The sequence below is a fragment of the Psychrobacter sp. Rd 27.2 genome, from assembly GCF_001921755.1.
In the GTDB taxonomy this organism is placed as follows: domain Bacteria; phylum Pseudomonadota; class Gammaproteobacteria; order Pseudomonadales; family Moraxellaceae; genus Psychrobacter; species Psychrobacter celer.
In genome coordinates, this window is the sequence record NZ_MRYB01000015.1 from 14,703 (window position 1) to 28,988 (window position 14,286).

Below are 14,286 nucleotides of genomic sequence, written 5' to 3' on the forward strand. Positions count from 1 at the left end.
CGCATCAATAGATGAGCGAGCGTCATACCGATAGTGAAGCGGTATCGCGGCGTTTTATCGATATATCAACGAGGGATAATGAACACCATGAAAAAAACCAACCACTTTGCCAGTCCATTTAGCGCATGGAGCGGACATCGCTTATTTCACGTTGTTGCCGGTACGCTTATCGGCGCAATGGTCGTCACGCAAGCCTCTGCCATGTTGCCAACGCCAGAGCAGACGGTAGACGCTTCAGCTGCGGTACAAACGAGTACTAGCAACGCCGGTAACTCAAGCGCTCAAGCAGTCACTAGTAAAATCACCGCCTCTTTGGTCAGTGTCGATGCCAATGGCGAAGAAGTGCTGGTACCAGTCAACGCCAACACCCGGCTGCAGTCAGGCAATGTGCTGGAGTATCAAGGGTACTTTACCAATACTAACGCTGACCGCGTGCGTAAGATGACCGTGACCATGACTATACCTGAGCAGGTCGAGCTGCTGCGTACAGTAGCGCCTGATTTTCCATACGGCAGTGTCGATGGTAACACCTTTGCTCGCATGCCGCTGCGTACTCGCGTAGACAATCAACTGGTCGATGTCGATCTCAAGCACTACAAAGCCGTACGCTGGGATTTGCAGGGCGTCGGGCTCAATGACACCGTGGCAGTAAAATACCGTGCACGCGTCAAGTAGCCTCGTAGCCGGCGATGATGATATGACTGCTCGTTAAGTCATGGCATCACATTATTTATATAGTCATTTTTATAGTGTATTAACGATATATAAATGAATAAAAAGCACTGCAATGTATCAATTGTGGTGCTTTTATCGTATTAGGCATCTTTGCAGCACGTGCGCACGACACGCCCTAGTCAGTTCAAAATAAAGTGGTTATCTGTGTAAGCACGCGACTGAATCGAAGGCACGCAGTACGCAAGTAAAGTTTAGACCAGTAGCACTATGTCATTGTTAGAGGGGGTCGACTGCTAAATACCGTGTTATCAAATCGCTTGGCATAATCGATGGTGTTGTCAGTTATAATAAAATCAGCCAGTGATTTATAGTGTGATGATAATACTTGCTTTTGTCGATGGAAATAAAAAATTGCTAGGATCTTCGATGACCACATCCGCCAATCAGTCCCTCAGTCACTTTACCGCACCTGCACGGCCAGCAGGCGCAGTCTCGCCATTAGATATGCCAGTGACAGCGCTGGCGGGTGTTGGGACAAAGGTCGCTGCACAGTTGGCGCAGTTGAATATCAAGCGGATATTTGATCTGCTGCTCCATCTGCCGCGTGATTATGAAGATCGTAGTCGCTTGGTGGCCATCGCTGACGTGGAGCACGGGCAAGCGGCGTTGATTACGGGGCGTGTGGTGCATGTCGATACCAAACGAAATGGCATGACCGTCATTGTCGATGATGATACGGGCACGATTTCTCTGCGATTTTTTAAGGTCTATCGTGGTCTTGCTCAGACCATGAGTGTAGGTACGCGGCTGCAACTGTTTGGTGAGGTCAAAGTCAGTCGCTATGGCAAGCAGATGCACCATCCTGAATATCAGGTGCTAACTGATAGTACTGCCATCACCAATACCGGCCTGCAACCCATTTATCCTACTGTCAAAGGCTTGCATCAAAACAAATTGCGCACTTTGATTAAGCTGGCTCTCCAGACGGTGCGCAGCCAAGGTCTGCCGATGACGCTATTTACGCCAGCGGATTTTGCGGTGGTGGCAGATTTGCCATTGGTGCCTTTTGCGCCAAAACCGGCAGTGACCGCAGAGATCGACTATCCAGACGATATATTTTCAACGCTTGCGCGGCGTGTGCCAGATCATACTCTAGCTCATGGTGCCGATGAGTCCAGCAGCGCTGCTAGTACGGCCAATAATAATGTCTATAACTTGACGATATTTGAAGCATTGGTCCTGCTACATACCCCGCCCACTTATACCGATGCCAGACAGCAATATCAGCTGCTGACTCAGCTCAGCGCTCGTAGCCACGCGGCTTGTCAGCGCCTTATCATTGAGGAGTTGACCGCCCATCAGTTAAGTTTGCTATATCGTCGCCAGCAGTTGCATCAGTACAAAGCGCCCAAGTGTGCCGCTCACAGCCCTTTGGCTGACAAGCTGTTTGCCGCGTTGCCGTTTGATTTGACCGGTGCGCAGCGGCGCGTGCTCACAGACATTACCACAGATATGGCAACGTCGATCCCCATGCTCAGACTGGTACAGGGCGATGTGGGCGCTGGCAAGACATTGGTTGCCGCAGGCGCGGCGGGCTATGCGCTCGATAGTGGCTGGCAGGTGGCAGTCATGGCACCGACCGAGATTTTAGCAGAGCAGCATCTGTTAAACTTTAAGCAGTGGTTTGAGCCATTAGGCATCGGTGTGGGCTGGCTGGCGGGCAAGCAAACCGCCAAGCAGCGCCGCGAAGCGCTAGCGGCGGTAAGTGAAAACACCGTGCAAGTGGTGGTCGGTACTCATGCGCTGTTTCAGGAGCAAGTGCAATTTGCCAAACTGGGCTTGGTCATTATCGATGAGCAGCATCGTTTCGGCGTTGAGCAGCGTATGGCGCTCACTAATAAAGGCGTGGCAGGCAGTACGCCGCATCAGCTGATCATGACCGCGACTCCTATTCCGCGTACGCTGGCGATGAGTGTCTATGGTGATATGGATACCTCTATTATCGATGAGCTGCCACCGGGACGTACGCCCATCACCACCGTGACGATTGACCGTAATCGCCGTGATGAAGTGATTGAGCGTATTGCGGTGAACTGTGCTGCAGGTAGGCAGGCGTATTGGGTATGCTCGTTGGTAGAGGAGTCGAGCGTGCTTGATGCGCAAGCGGCAGAAGCGACGTTTGAGGATTTAAGTGCACGCTTAGATATTCGTATCGGGCTGGTGCATGGCAAAATGAAACCTGCTGATAAGCAAGCCATCATGCAGGAGTTTAAAGCAGGCAATCTTGATTTATTGATTGCCACCACTGTCATCGAAGTCGGCGTCGATGTGCCCAATGCCTCGCTGATGGTCATCGAAAATGCTGAACGTCTGGGTCTATCACAGCTGCATCAGTTGCGCGGCCGCGTTGGACGTGGCTCTACCAAGAGCTTTTGCGTCCTACTGTATCAAAAGCCTTTATCAGAGACGGGCACTGAGCGGCTAAATGTGCTGCGAGATAGCACTGATGGTTTTGTCATTGCCCAAAAAGACTTGGAGCTGCGCGGACCAGGCGAGCTGCTGGGCAAACGACAAACAGGCAATGTCGGCTATTATTTGGCTGATTTGATTCGCGATGAGCAGTTATTTGCCATTGCGCAGCGCTTGGCCAAGCATCTGATTGCAGATCCTGCGCGCAAAGCCGATGTCAGTCAGCTGATACATCGCTGGATGCCGGAGGCCAGCCGTTATACCAATGCTTGAGCTGGTTGAGTTGCCTGAAGTGTTTTAAACTGAGGACTTTACAGCTGAAGGCTTTAAGACAGCGAGCAATAAGAGAATAACAAAATTATGTTATTCTTAATGGTTTTATAAATTACTATACTAAAAAACAGTAGGTTATGAGTAAGTAGCGCAATCATCATTGCTCGCCCTGTTTTATCTTATGATGGCTTGTATTGATAGAGACTACCCATGAATGATTCTGACAAGACGCACCCAAAACCCGTAAACGAGACAGAGCTACCGCCGTACCGTCAGCCCAGTACGCCCGCAACCGTTTCAGCAAAGCTGCCTTTATGGCTGTGGCCGGTACTGGTGGTGGTACTGGTATTAGGTGTCTTGTTGGGGAGATATTGGGGCGCTGATAAGACGGCGACGGATACTCCCACTGCGCCTAACGCGTCAAGTAATGAGGTAGGTGACAAGGCGGCCAGTGACGCGCAGGCAGTGCTATCAGTTGAGACAGTAATGCCCAGCCAAGATACGATTGGCAATACCTTGAGCGCCGACGGTACGATTAGTGCCAAAGACACGGCCAATGTCAGTGCCAAAGTCAATGGCGTGGCTGTCGAGCGCGTCTTGGTGGAGGAGGGCGATCGCGTCAAAGCAGGCCAAGTGCTGGCGGTGTTTGATACCGATGCGATGGAGCAGCAGGTGTTGCAAGCCGAAGCCGACGTGGCCGAAGCCGAAGCCACCCTTGCCAATGCCAGTGCCGATGCCGCACGGGTCTTACCCTTGATAGACATCGATGCCATTAGTAGGCAAGAAGCCGATCGCTATCGCACCTCTGAGGTGCGTGCTAGAGCGTCTTTGCAGGCGGCAAAAGCGCGGCTCAACAGTCAGCGTTTGACCTTGGATAACGCTAAGGTCGTCGCGCCAGTCAGCGGCGTCATCAGTGACAAGATGGTGGAGGTCGGCATGGTCGCAGGCGGTGAACCGCTATTTACCATCATAAAAGGCGGGGAATTAGAATGGCGCGCAGATATCGATCCAAAGCTTGTTGGGGAAGTCACTGTTGGCACGCCTGTGCGTGTCAGCCTACCAGATGGCGACTCTGTGATGGGGCAAGTCAGTCGCATCGCGCCGACAGCGGACAACAATCGCCAAATCACCATCTATGCTAGCCTAGCGGCCAACGCAAAAGTACGCGCTGGCATGTATCAAACGGGCGAGTTTTTATTGGGTAGCAGCAACACCCAAACCATTCCTAACAGTGCGGTGGTCAGCAATGATGGCTATGACTATGTGATGATGGTCACACAAATTCGCACCGACCACGCAGCGCAAAAAACGGGCCGTATCAAGCAGCAGCGTGTGAGTTTGGGTGAGCGTCTCGGCGATAGTGTGGCGGTCACAGAGCCATTGCCGAGCGACAGTCAAATCGTCAAGCAAGGCGGTAGTTTTTTAAATGATGGCGACTTGGTGCGCATCGTCGATGGTCTGAATCAATCCAATAATAACGCTGATACAGCTTCGCAGGCGCGCTCATGAGCCTAAATGTATCTGCTTACTCGATTAAAAATCCGTTGGTCGCTATTTTGCTGTTTGTACTGCTGACGTTGGGCGGTATTTATGGCTTTATGCAAATGAAGGTGCAGCAGTTCCCTGACATTGATTTGCCTGCCGTGGTGGTAACCGTCACTCTGCCTGGCGCGGCACCTACCCAGCTCGAAAACGACATTGCCAAAAAAGTCGAAAATAAACTGACCAGTATCGAAGGTGTCAAGCATATTCGCACCACCTTGCAAACCGGCGCTGCCACCATGGTCACTGAGTTTGTCCTAGAAAAAGACATCCAAGAAGCGGTCGATGATGTGCGCTCAGCCGTCGGTGAGGTGCGAGGGGATCTGCCAGCCGCGGCCAATGATCCGATTATCACTAAGGTCTCAACCGCAGGGTTTCCGGTGGTGACTTATTCTGTCGCCGCAGAAAACATGAATGTAGCAGATCTGTCTTGGTTCGTTGATGATACGGTCACCAAGCGGTTATCTGATATCCCTGGTGTCAGTACCGTTAGCCGTATCGGTGGCCTGCAGCGTGAGATTACCGTGGCAGCGGACCCGATTGCGCTCAGTGGTTTAAAGTTTCCTATTTCTCAGCTATCGCAGCAAATCGCTGGGATTCAGCAGGACAGCTCAGGCGGTGAAGCCGAGGTCGGTAAAACCACGCAAACCATTCGCGTGCTTGGGGCGGTCGAGCGCGCAAGCGACTTAAACGACCTACAAGTGGCCGTGCCGACAGGTGGCACGCAAGCGCTTAGACGTATGGCGCAAATCACCGATGGTGCTGCTGACCCAAGTTCGATTGCTAAGCTTGATGGGCAGACGGTGGTGGCGTTTAACATCACCCGCTCGCGCGGTGCCAGTGAGGTCGAGGTCATGGAGCGTGTCGATGCCGAGCTTGCCAAACTGGCGGCCGATACGGGTAATATCAGTATCGAAAAAGTCTATGATCGAGCCACCCCTATCGCCGAGGATTATCAAGCATCACTGCGTATGCTGATAGAAGGCGGGTTATTGGCCGTCGTGGTGGTGTTTTTATTTTTGCGCAATATCCGTGCGACCATTGTCGCAGCTGTGGCGTTGCCATTGTCCGTTATTCCTACCTTTTTGGGTATGTATCTGTTTGGCTTTAGTCTCAATATTATTTCTTTATTGGCATTGTCATTGGTGATTGGGGTGTTGGTCGATGATGCCATCGTAGAGGTCGAAAACATCATTCGTCATCTGCGTATGGGCAAGACGCCTTATGAGGCGGCGATGGAAGCGGCTGATGAGATTGGTCTGGCAGTCGTTGCTACTACCTTTACCTTGATTGCTGTGTTTTTGCCGACGGCCTTTATGGGCGGTATTGTTGGGCAGTTCTTCCGTCAGTTTGGCTGGACAGCGGCTTTGTCGATATTTGCGTCCTTGATGGTAGCGCGACTGATCACGCCGATGATGGCAGCTTACGTACTGCGGCCAGAAAAAAATCGCGTGGAAAAACAAAGCGCGCTGATGGATTGGTATCTTAAAGTGGTTGCATGGACACTGCGCCATCGTTGGATAACGATGGGAGCGACTTTAGTATTGTTTGTGGCGTCGTTGGCTTTAGTGAAGTTGCTACCGACCTCCTTTATTCCTGACAATGATATCGATCAGACGCGTGTTGAGATAGAGCTGACGCCAGATGTGGCGCTCGAAGATACCGAGCGCGTGGCAGCGATGGCCAGTGAGCGTATCTTGGCCATGCCTGAAGTGACCAATATCTTTACCTCGGTAGGGGAGGCGCAAGCTGCTATGGAGCCCAGCTCTGGCGGCAAAGCCGAAAATATCGCAGGGCTAGATGTCGTCCTTGCGCCGCGCGCAGAGCGTATCTCTAAGCAAGAGATTGAGCGCAAAATCAGTCATCTGCTCGCGGAGGTACCTGGCGCACGCTTTACCGTTGGTCTATCGAGCGGCGGCGAGACAGGCTACAACTTTTCTTTAACCAGTACCAATCCAGAGGTGCTAGAGCAGACCGCCCAGCAGATTATGACTGAAATCCGAGCGCTGCCCAGCGCCGGCGCAGTGACCAGTGACCGTAGCCTGCCGAGGCAAGAGCTTACGGTCATGCCTGACAGACTGGCGATGGCAGATAAAGGCGTCACCACGCAAGATATCGCCACCACGCTACGAGTGGCAACGGTCGGCGACTATGAGCAGCGCTTATCTAAGCTTAATCTCGATACCCGGCAGATTCCTATTGTGGTGCGACTGCCTGATGTCGCCAAACAAAACGTCAGCCAATTAGAAGGCCTATACGTGCCAAGTGCACTGCCTGCAGGACAAGGGGTACGCGTGGGCGAAGTGGCCGATCTAAACTTTGGGACAGGCCCGGCCCAGATCAACCGGCTTGACCGCGAGCGCGCCATTAGTATTACTGTGCAGCCTTCTGATGGCGAGCTTGGCGACTTGGTGCAGGCGGTCAAGTCGGTACCAGCGATGCAGACGCTGCCGCCATCGATTACCATCATTGACCAAGGTCAGGCAGAAAACATGGCAGAGCTGTTTAGTGGTTTTGTCATTGCCATGTCGGTCGGTGTGGTCTGTATTTTAGGCGTGCTGATCTTATTATTCGGCCGTATATTGCAGCCCTTTACCATCCTGATGGCGTTGCCGCTTTCGATTGGTGGTGCGTTTGTCGGCTTGGTCATTACCAATAGTAGCCTGTCGATGCCCTCGATGATTGGCTTTATTATGCTCATGGGTATCGCCACCAAAAACTCTATCTTATTGGTGGATTATGCCTTGATCGCTCAGCGCCGCGGCTTGGCTCGTTTTGATGCCATCATTGATGCTTGTCGCAAGCGTGCGCGCCCAATTATCATGACGACCATCGCCATGGGCGCAGGGATGCTGCCTTTGGTATTTGGGTGGGGCGATGCCGATCCGACGTTCCGTCGCCCAATGGCCGCAGCCGTATTGGGCGGCCTTGTCACCTCGACACTACTGAGCTTAGTAGTGATTCCGGTGGTATATACATTGATGGATGATCTATCGGGATGGTTTGCCAAATGGTTGACGCCAAGTGGCAAACCGCAGTCGAGCACTGATAATCACACTTAAATAAGGATTTTGTCGGGCTTACTTGGCTAATTTTAGTCGTTCTAAGTGTCTATTTTACCAATAAAGCGGCAAAAAAGAGTCCTGCTCCCCACTCGAGCATCGTTCTCGCCTTGTGAACGGGCAAAGCAGTGCTTTGCTCGATCTACTCTCAAGGCTGATGCTAAAACTGCCCCATATACTGCGTTACAAATCTAGTTAAGGCATCTCATTATCATCGCTTTGCGACTTGTCTGGAGCCATTTTAGCGATTAGCAGTGCCTTTTTTGAAGGTTTCACACACCCTAGAGATGAGTAAGACAATTGAGCTGAGGGTACCAGTGATCGATTTCTCCTATCCACTTACTGAATCAGCACAGATGAATTAAATTCATCTTATATTTAAATAACATCGTTTTTATTCATGTAATAGATTGGGTATGATTTATCTCATACAGACCTTGGATTCATATCAAAAAATAAAGGTAGCCAATTATCATGACTAAACCATTTACCTACTCCATCTCAAGTATTCGTTTTGATGAAAACTATCAGCCAGCTGATAGCACGCGTTTGACGACCAACTTTGCCAACTTGGCGCGCGGTGCCAGCCGTCAAGAAAACTTACGCAAAACACTCACCATGATAAACAATCGTTTTAATGCCTTGGCGCATTGGGACAACCCTCATGCCGACCGTTACTCAGTAGAAGTCGACATCATCTCGGCAGACTTGGACGTGGAAGGCAATGGCAACACTTTCCCTGTCATCGAGACATTGCAAACCACCATCATCGATCACAAAGAAAACACCCGTATCGATGGCATGATTGGCAACAGCTTTTCTTCTTATGTCCGCGATTATGATTTTAGTGTTGTCTTGCCAGCGCATTTCGCTCAAAACCCTGAGTGCCCGCCGCCGGAGGATTTTGGCGACTTGCACGGCAAGCTGTTTCAGCATCTGTTGAACTCAGACGCTTACCACGCAAGATTTAACAAACAGCCTGTCATTTGTCTGAGTGTGTCGACCAGCAAGACTTATTATCGTACGGGCAACCAGCATCCTGTCTTGGGGACTGAGTACAGACAAGACGGTGGCTCATTGAACAAAGGGTCATTGACCGATGAGTACTTTTTTAAAATGGGCTTGAGCGTTCGCTACTTTATGCCTGAAGGTAGCGCGGCGCCTTTAGCGTTTTATTTTGCCGGTGATTTGCTCAGTGACTATACCGACCTTGAGCTGATCAGTGCCATTAGCACTATGGAGACGTTTCAAAAGATCTATCGCCCAGAGATTTATAATACCAACGCCGCTGCCGCTCAGGTGTACCAGCCAAGCCTAAACTATCAAGACTATTCACTCACGCAAATAGTCTATGACCGTGAGGAGCGTAGCCAGTTGGCGGTGACACAAGGCAGGTTTACCCAAGAGGCCTTTATCCAGCCGTATCAAGCCATATTAGAGGAATGGGCGACAAACTACCCAGTGCAAACGCCAGCGCTAAAACAAACAGCGGCAAAAAGACAAGCAGCATGATGGTATCGGTGACCTATCAGGCAGTTATCTGTCGTTTATTAGACAACCAAACATAGTAAAAACTATCACAGTAAAAAGAGACAAGCCATGGACATATTATTACCAACTTCTACTGCTGGCAGCTTGCCAAAACCTGTATGGCTGGCTGAGCCTGAGAAGCTGTGGTCACCTTGGAAGCTAGCAGGCGATGAGCTGCTAGAGGCCAAGCAAGACGCGCTACGGGTGTCACTGCAGGAGCAAGTACAAGCAGGCATTGATATCGTGAGTGATGGCGAGCAGACTCGTCAGCATTTTGTCACCACCTTTATCGAGCATCTTGAGGGTGTGGATTTTACCAATCGTGAAACGGTCAAAATTCGTAATCGCTATGAGGCCAGCGTGCCGTCGGTAGTGGGCAATGTCAGTCGCTCAAAGCCTGTGTTTGTAGATGATGCAAAATTTTTACGCAGTCAAACTGACCAGCCGATCAAATGGGCATTGCCCGGGCCGATGACCATGATTGATACTTTATATGATGGTCATTATAAAAGCCGTGAAAAACTGGCGTGGGAGTTTGCTAAAATCTTAAATCAAGAAGCCCGAGAGCTAGAAGCAGCTGGTGTGGATATCATTCAATTCGACGAGCCTGCATTTAACGTGTTTTTTGATGACGTCAATGATTGGGGCATCGCTACGTTGGAGCGTGCTATCGAAGGCCTAAAGTGTGAAACAGCGGTGCATATTTGTTATGGTTATGGCATCAAAGCCAATAACGACTGGAAAAAGACACTGGGATCAGAGTGGCGTCAGTATGAGCAGGCCTTTCCAAAGCTGCAACAATCGAGCATCGATATTGTCTCGCTTGAGTGTCAAAACTCGCACGTCCCGATGGATCTGATTGAACTAATCCGCGGTAAAAAAGTAATGGTCGGTGCCATCGATGTGGCGAGCGATAGTATCGAGACGCCTGAAGCGGTGGCAGAGATACTACGCAAAGCCTTGCAGTTTGTCGATGCAGACAAGCTGTATCCGTCCACCAACTGCGGCATGGCACCACTATCTCGCGGCGTTGCACGCGGGAAACTAAATGCGTTGAGCGCGGGCGCGGCAATCGTGCGTAAAGAGCTGGGCGCTTAACGTCTGTCTGACACGGGTCACATGCTAACTGAGGATAAAAGCGATGATTGAAGCAAGCGGTTTTAGAGAGGCCATGTCTTTGTTGACGACAGCAGTCAACGTGGTCACTACAAACGGAGACACAGGCCGACATGGTTTTACTGCCTCTGCGGTATGTAGTGTCACAGACACGCCGCCAACACTGCTCGTCTGTATGAACCAAGCCTCGCGCTCACACAGTCATTTTATCGACAATAAAACGCTGAGCGTCAATGTGTTGGGCACTCAGCACCAACAGTTATCTAACGTGTTTGCCTCAAGGCTCAGCCCAGCAGAGCGATTTGCCCATGGTGCTTGGACGGAGCTGAGCACTGGCGCGCCTGTGCTAGAAGATGCGCTGGTGAGTTTTGATTGTGAGATTGAACAGGTGCAAGAAGTGGGCACGCATAGTGTGTTTATGTGCCGCGTGGTCGCCATCAAACAGTCTGGCTCAGCAGGTATCAACGATGAGAGTTTGGTATATTTTAATCGAGCCTACGCGCGCGTGGGTCAGACAGACTTGGCATAAATGCAGGGCACGCGTGTATCAATACAATCATCCTTTCACTAAAATCAAATAAGAAGTAGCTATCCTGTGGAATTAATCATTTTTTTAGTAATAGGCGCGCTCGCAGGGTTTGCGGCAGGGCTGTTTGGGGTAGGCGGTGGTACCATCATCGTACCGCTATTGTTTATCGTCTTTACCCAAATGGGTTATGATGCCGACGCGATCATGCATCTGGCGTTAGGGACATCGCTTGCCACCATCATCGTCACCTCGATCAGCTCTTTGATGGCGCATAATAAAAAGGGCGGCGTCATCTGGCCGGTCTTTAAAAATCTGGCACCTGGTATGGCGCTTGGGTGTTTTCTAGGTGCAGGGATTGCTGGGCAAATCTCTGGGCTGTATCTGCAGATTGTTGTTGGGGTGTTTTTGCTGTGGGTCGCTTATAAGATGTTTTTTGCTGGTAAAAAACAAGCCATGAATAATGCCAATAGCGCCAGTAGTGGTGCCAACTATCGCAATACAACACTACCATCAAAACCCAAGCAGCTCGCAGTAGGCGGCGTCATCGGTATTGCCTCAGCTATCTTTGGGATTGGCGGTGGCAGCTTAACGGTGCCATATCTGACGCGTTATAATGTGGTGATGCAAAAAGCGGTGGGCACCTCAGCGGCGTGCGGTCTACCGATTGCGGTTGCAGGCGCTCTAGGGTTTATGCTCTTTGGGATGCAAAAGCAAGTAGATGTGCCCAATACCATCGGCTTTGTGCATATTTATGCCTTTTTAGGTATTAGTATCATGAGCTTTTTTACCGCAAAATTGGGCGCAAAAGTCGCTCATATATTATCACCGCAATTATTAAAGAAATGTTTTGCGGTGTTATTGACCGTCGTTGGGTTTTATTTTCTGTATAAAGGGCTGGTTTAGAGAGTGATATTTGTATAATAGGGCGTGTTCTCTTTAGAGAGAGAACACGCCCTAATCATATTATTTCCGTTAACAACGTTCACTAAACCCTTTGCTATCTAGTAATGCTAGACAGCAAAGGGTTTAGTGTTATACAATGGTTTAATTTATAAAAAACCATTTAAAATCAATGATTTATATTATTCGACCGTCACTGATTTTGCGAGGTTACGAGGCTGGTCGACATCTGTACCGCGCATCACGGCCACATGGTATGACAGCAGCTGCACAGGTATGCTATAGACGATGGGAGCCAGTGTCTCGCAAACTTCAGGCACATAGACCACGTGCATTCTATCTTCTGCAACCATCTTGCTCTCTTCACTGGCGAAGACAAACAGCTCGCCATGGCGCGCATGCACCTCTTGCATGTTGGCTTTGAGTTTATCAAACATACTGTCTTTTGGCGCGAGCACCACGATTGGCATGTCTTTATCCACCAAGGCTAATGGGCCGTGTTTTAGCTCGCCGGCGGCATAGCCTTCAGCGTGGATATAAGAGATCTCTTTTAGCTTCAATGCGCCTTCTAGTGCAATAGGAAATTGTAAACCGCGACCTAAAAACAAGCAGCTTTTCTTATATTCAAAATGCTCGCTCATGACTTTGATCGGCGCATCGAGGTGTAAGCTGGCATGCAGTTGGCCGCGCAGCGCTTGTAGTTTCTCTAGCAGCGTGCTCAGTTTCTCGCCTGTCATGCGCGCTTGGACGGCGCCTACCTTTAGCACCAGTAGCATCAAGGCGGCCAGCTGAGTGGTAAAAGCCTTGGTGGAAGCGACACCAATCTCAGGGCCTGCAAGCGTTGGCAAAAAGATATCGGTCTCACGTACCAAAGACGACGTCGGTACGTTGCACAGTGCCAAGCTCACAAGACCGGCTGGGGTGTGTTTTTGAATATCGCGTAGCGCCGATAAGGTATCGGCTGTCTCACCAGACTGCGAGATGCAAATGACCAGTGTGTTATCGACGACGACCGGATTGCGGTAGCGAAACTCACTAGCCACCTCGACTGAGCACGGCACACGAACGAGACTTTCAAACCAATACTTTGCCACCAAACCTGCGTGATAACTGGTGCCACAAGCGATGACTTGGACCTGTTTAATGCCTTTTAACAGTGCTTCATGACGCTGTAAAAAATCATCGCGCAGCTTAGACGGCGCATCGCTATCTACTGCCATCTCAATGGTACGAGCAACTGCATCTGGCTGCTCATAGATTTCTTTGAGCATATAATGTCTGAACTCGCCTTTATCGGCATTATGCTGGGCGGCGTCAATCTCATGTATTTGACGTTTTACTTTTACACCGTCTGCATATACGTCAATGCTGTCGCGTGTCAGCTTGGCGATATCGCCTTCTTCTAGATACATAAAGCGATTGGTCACGGGCAGAAGTGCTAGCTGATCGGACGCGATAAAATTCTCGCCAATCCCCACACCGATGACCAATGGCGAACCTAGGCGCACGGTAATCAGCTCGTCTGGGCAATCGATATGCACAATGCCAAGGGCAAAAGCGCCGTGCAACATGGGAATGACCGCACGCACCGCTTCTAATAAATCAGGTGTGTTTTTATAGATATCATTGATTAAGTGCGCAACGACTTCGGTATCGGTCTGTGAGGTAAACTCGTAACCTTTTGCTATCAGCGTTTCTTTAAGTTCGGCATAGTTTTCCACAATGCCGTTATGCACCACCGCGATCTTACCAGAGATATGCGGATGGGCGTTGCGCTGGGCAGGCTCGCCATGTGTCGCCCAGCGGGTATGGGCAATACCGATATGACCATCAAAAAACTCAGGGTTGACGGCGACGGCATCGACTAAGGCTTGTACCTTGCCCACTTGGCGTTCGCGATGCAGCTCGCCATCACGAATGACCGTTAGGCCAGCGGAGTCGTAGCCGCGGTATTCTAAACGTTTTAGTCCTTCAAGTAAGATATTGGCGATATGACGCTCAGCAACTGCTCCAACGATTCCGCACATAATTATTCCTTAAATTTTATGTTCTCATACCATGTTATTTTAAAAGATGCCAATACATGGATAATCATTAATCTGTCAATATAAATAAGCAGCACCACAAATTATTGTCGTACTGCCTTAGTGGTCTTACTATCGTTTTTATCGAGTTGACGATCACCGCCGT

General features: G+C 50.2%; 9 protein-coding genes. 8 read left to right on the plus strand and 1 reads right to left on the minus strand.

Features of this window, described 5'->3' with window-relative positions:
• The first annotated feature begins 78 nt into the window (after nt 1-78).
• The 8 genes from BTV99_RS11265 (at nt 79) to BTV99_RS11300 (ending at nt 12,099) form a co-directional block, all read left to right on the plus strand.
• On the plus strand, nt 79-675 hold the full coding sequence (locus BTV99_RS11265; RefSeq protein WP_226941241.1) for a hypothetical protein: 597 nt from the start codon (nt 79-81) through the stop codon (nt 673-675).
• Between the two features lie 426 nt (nt 676-1,101).
• A complete protein-coding gene (gene recG / locus BTV99_RS11270) occupies nt 1,102-3,417 on the plus strand; it encodes an ATP-dependent DNA helicase RecG (RefSeq protein WP_075102464.1) in 2,316 nt (771 codons plus the stop codon).
• A 210-nt stretch (nt 3,418-3,627) separates the two neighbouring features.
• Nucleotides 3,628-4,926: an efflux RND transporter periplasmic adaptor subunit gene (locus BTV99_RS11275; protein ID WP_075102465.1), complete on the plus strand. Its 1,299-nt coding sequence runs from the start codon at nt 3,628-3,630 to the stop codon at nt 4,924-4,926.
• Complete coding sequence (locus tag BTV99_RS11280) at nt 4,923-8,021, plus strand: efflux RND transporter permease subunit (protein WP_075102466.1); 3,099 nt, start codon at nt 4,923-4,925, stop codon at nt 8,019-8,021. Before BTV99_RS11275 ends, BTV99_RS11280 begins: the two co-directional genes overlap by 4 nt.
• Nucleotides 8,022-8,495: 474 nt before the next feature.
• Entirely contained in the window at nt 8,496-9,533 is a 1,038-nt protein-coding gene (locus BTV99_RS11285; protein ID WP_075102467.1) for a DUF1852 domain-containing protein, read from the plus strand.
• Nucleotides 9,534-9,620: 87 nt separating this feature from the next.
• On the plus strand, nt 9,621-10,649 hold the full coding sequence (locus BTV99_RS11290) for a methionine synthase (protein ID WP_075102468.1): 1,029 nt from the start codon (nt 9,621-9,623) through the stop codon (nt 10,647-10,649).
• 43 nt (nt 10,650-10,692) lie between these two features.
• Nucleotides 10,693-11,196 carry a flavin reductase gene (locus BTV99_RS11295; RefSeq protein ID WP_075102469.1) on the plus strand — a complete coding sequence of 168 codons (504 nt, stop codon included), beginning with the start codon at nt 10,693-10,695 and terminating at the stop codon, nt 11,194-11,196.
• Between the two features lie 66 nt (nt 11,197-11,262).
• Nucleotides 11,263-12,099 carry a sulfite exporter TauE/SafE family protein gene (locus tag BTV99_RS11300; RefSeq protein WP_075102470.1) on the plus strand — a complete coding sequence of 279 codons (837 nt, stop codon included), beginning with the start codon at nt 11,263-11,265 and terminating at the stop codon, nt 12,097-12,099.
• Between the two features lie 179 nt (nt 12,100-12,278).
• On the opposite strand, the gene glmS is transcribed toward BTV99_RS11300, so the two are convergent.
• Nucleotides 12,279-14,123, minus strand: coding sequence for a glutamine--fructose-6-phosphate transaminase (isomerizing) (gene glmS, locus BTV99_RS11305; RefSeq protein WP_075102471.1), 1,845 nt, complete (start codon nt 14,121-14,123; stop codon nt 12,279-12,281).
• Nucleotides 14,124-14,286: the final 163 nt, after the last annotated feature.

Excerpts from the sequence above, each read along its gene's own strand:
- recG (WP_075102464.1), top strand. The coding sequence starts at position 1,102 with ATGACCACATCCGCCAATCAGTCCCTCAGTCACTTTACCGCACCTGCA.
- glmS (WP_075102471.1), bottom strand. The coding sequence starts at position 14,123 with ATGTGCGGAATCGTTGGAGCAGTTGCTGAGCGTCATATCGCCAATATC.
- BTV99_RS11275 (WP_075102465.1), top strand. The coding sequence starts at position 3,628 with ATGAATGATTCTGACAAGACGCACCCAAAACCCGTAAACGAGACAGAG.
- BTV99_RS11285 (WP_075102467.1), top strand. The coding sequence starts at position 8,496 with ATGACTAAACCATTTACCTACTCCATCTCAAGTATTCGTTTTGATGAA.
- BTV99_RS11295 (WP_075102469.1), top strand. The coding sequence starts at position 10,693 with ATGATTGAAGCAAGCGGTTTTAGAGAGGCCATGTCTTTGTTGACGACA.
- BTV99_RS11290 (WP_075102468.1), top strand. The coding sequence starts at position 9,621 with ATGGACATATTATTACCAACTTCTACTGCTGGCAGCTTGCCAAAACCT.
- BTV99_RS11280 (WP_075102466.1), top strand. The coding sequence starts at position 4,923 with ATGAGCCTAAATGTATCTGCTTACTCGATTAAAAATCCGTTGGTCGCT.
- BTV99_RS11265 (WP_226941241.1), top strand. The coding sequence starts at position 79 with ATGAACACCATGAAAAAAACCAACCACTTTGCCAGTCCATTTAGCGCA.